The sequence below is a fragment of the Paenibacillus nanensis genome (assembly GCF_003583765.1).
Taxonomy (GTDB): Bacteria; Bacillota; Bacilli; order Paenibacillales; family Paenibacillaceae; genus Pristimantibacillus; species Pristimantibacillus nanensis.
This window is the reverse complement of sequence record NZ_QXQA01000043.1, coordinates 1-753: the sequence shown is the minus strand read 5'-3', so window position 1 is coordinate 753 and position 753 is coordinate 1. Positions and strand designations below refer to the sequence as shown.

The 753-nt window shown below is 51.5% G+C and carries 2 tRNA genes and 2 rRNA genes; all 4 read right to left on the bottom strand.

The features are described from left to right. Window positions 1–219: 219 nt before the first annotated feature. Window positions 220–295 (bottom strand) — tRNA-Ala (locus tag D3P08_RS27030). 50 nt (window positions 296–345) lie between these two features. Then, a tRNA-Ile gene (locus tag D3P08_RS27025) sits at window positions 346–422 on the bottom strand. Window positions 423–458: 36 nt separating this feature from the next. Beyond that, window positions 459–575: ribosomal RNA gene (gene rrf / locus D3P08_RS27020) — 5S ribosomal RNA — on the bottom strand. Between the two features lie 124 nt (window positions 576–699). After that, window positions 700–753, bottom strand: a 16S ribosomal RNA gene (locus D3P08_RS27015); the annotation flags it as partial.

Sequence of the window (753 nt, the reverse complement as noted above, 5' to 3'; positions counted from 1 at the left end):
GGCGGTATCGTTGTTCGCCACGTCCTTCTTCGGCTCCTGGTGCCTAGGCATCCTCCGTGCGCTCTTACTAGCTTAACCTAGTATGTTAACCAACCAAGGTTGGCAACAGTTTTAATACAGCTAAAGGGTGTTTCAGCTCAAGATTTTCATCTTGATTTTACTTTCGTTATCCAGTTTTCAAGGTGCAATTGTTTCGTATTTTCCTGACGGAAAAACGATTGGTGGAGCCAAGCGGGATCGAACCGCTGACCTCCTGCTTGCAAGGCAGGCGCTCTCCCAGCTGAGCTATGGCCCCATAGATTAAACCAGAAGTTTTCTTCGGGCTCAACACGCTAGTGTCGAAAATGGTGGGCCTTAGTGGACTCGAACCACCGACCTCACCCTTATCAGGGGTGCGCTCTAACCAGCTGAGCTAAAGGCCCTCAGATATTCACTTCAAGAATGGGTATTCATACCCCGCTTGGCGACGTCCTACTCTCCCAGGACCCTGCGGTCCAAGTACCATCGGCGCTGGAGGGCTTAACGGTCGTGTTCGGTATGGGAACGCGTGGTTCCCCTCCGCCATCGCCACCAAACGGGTTGCGAAAGAGGATTACTCTTTCAAAACTGACAACGAGCGAGCAACCTTTCCTGCCTGAGAGTTGCTTGTGAAGACTTTCGCCTTCTTATCAGCCATCATCGTGGCTGAGTAATCCTTAGAAAGGAGGTGATCCAGCCGCACCTTCCGATACGGCTACCTTGTTACGACTTCAC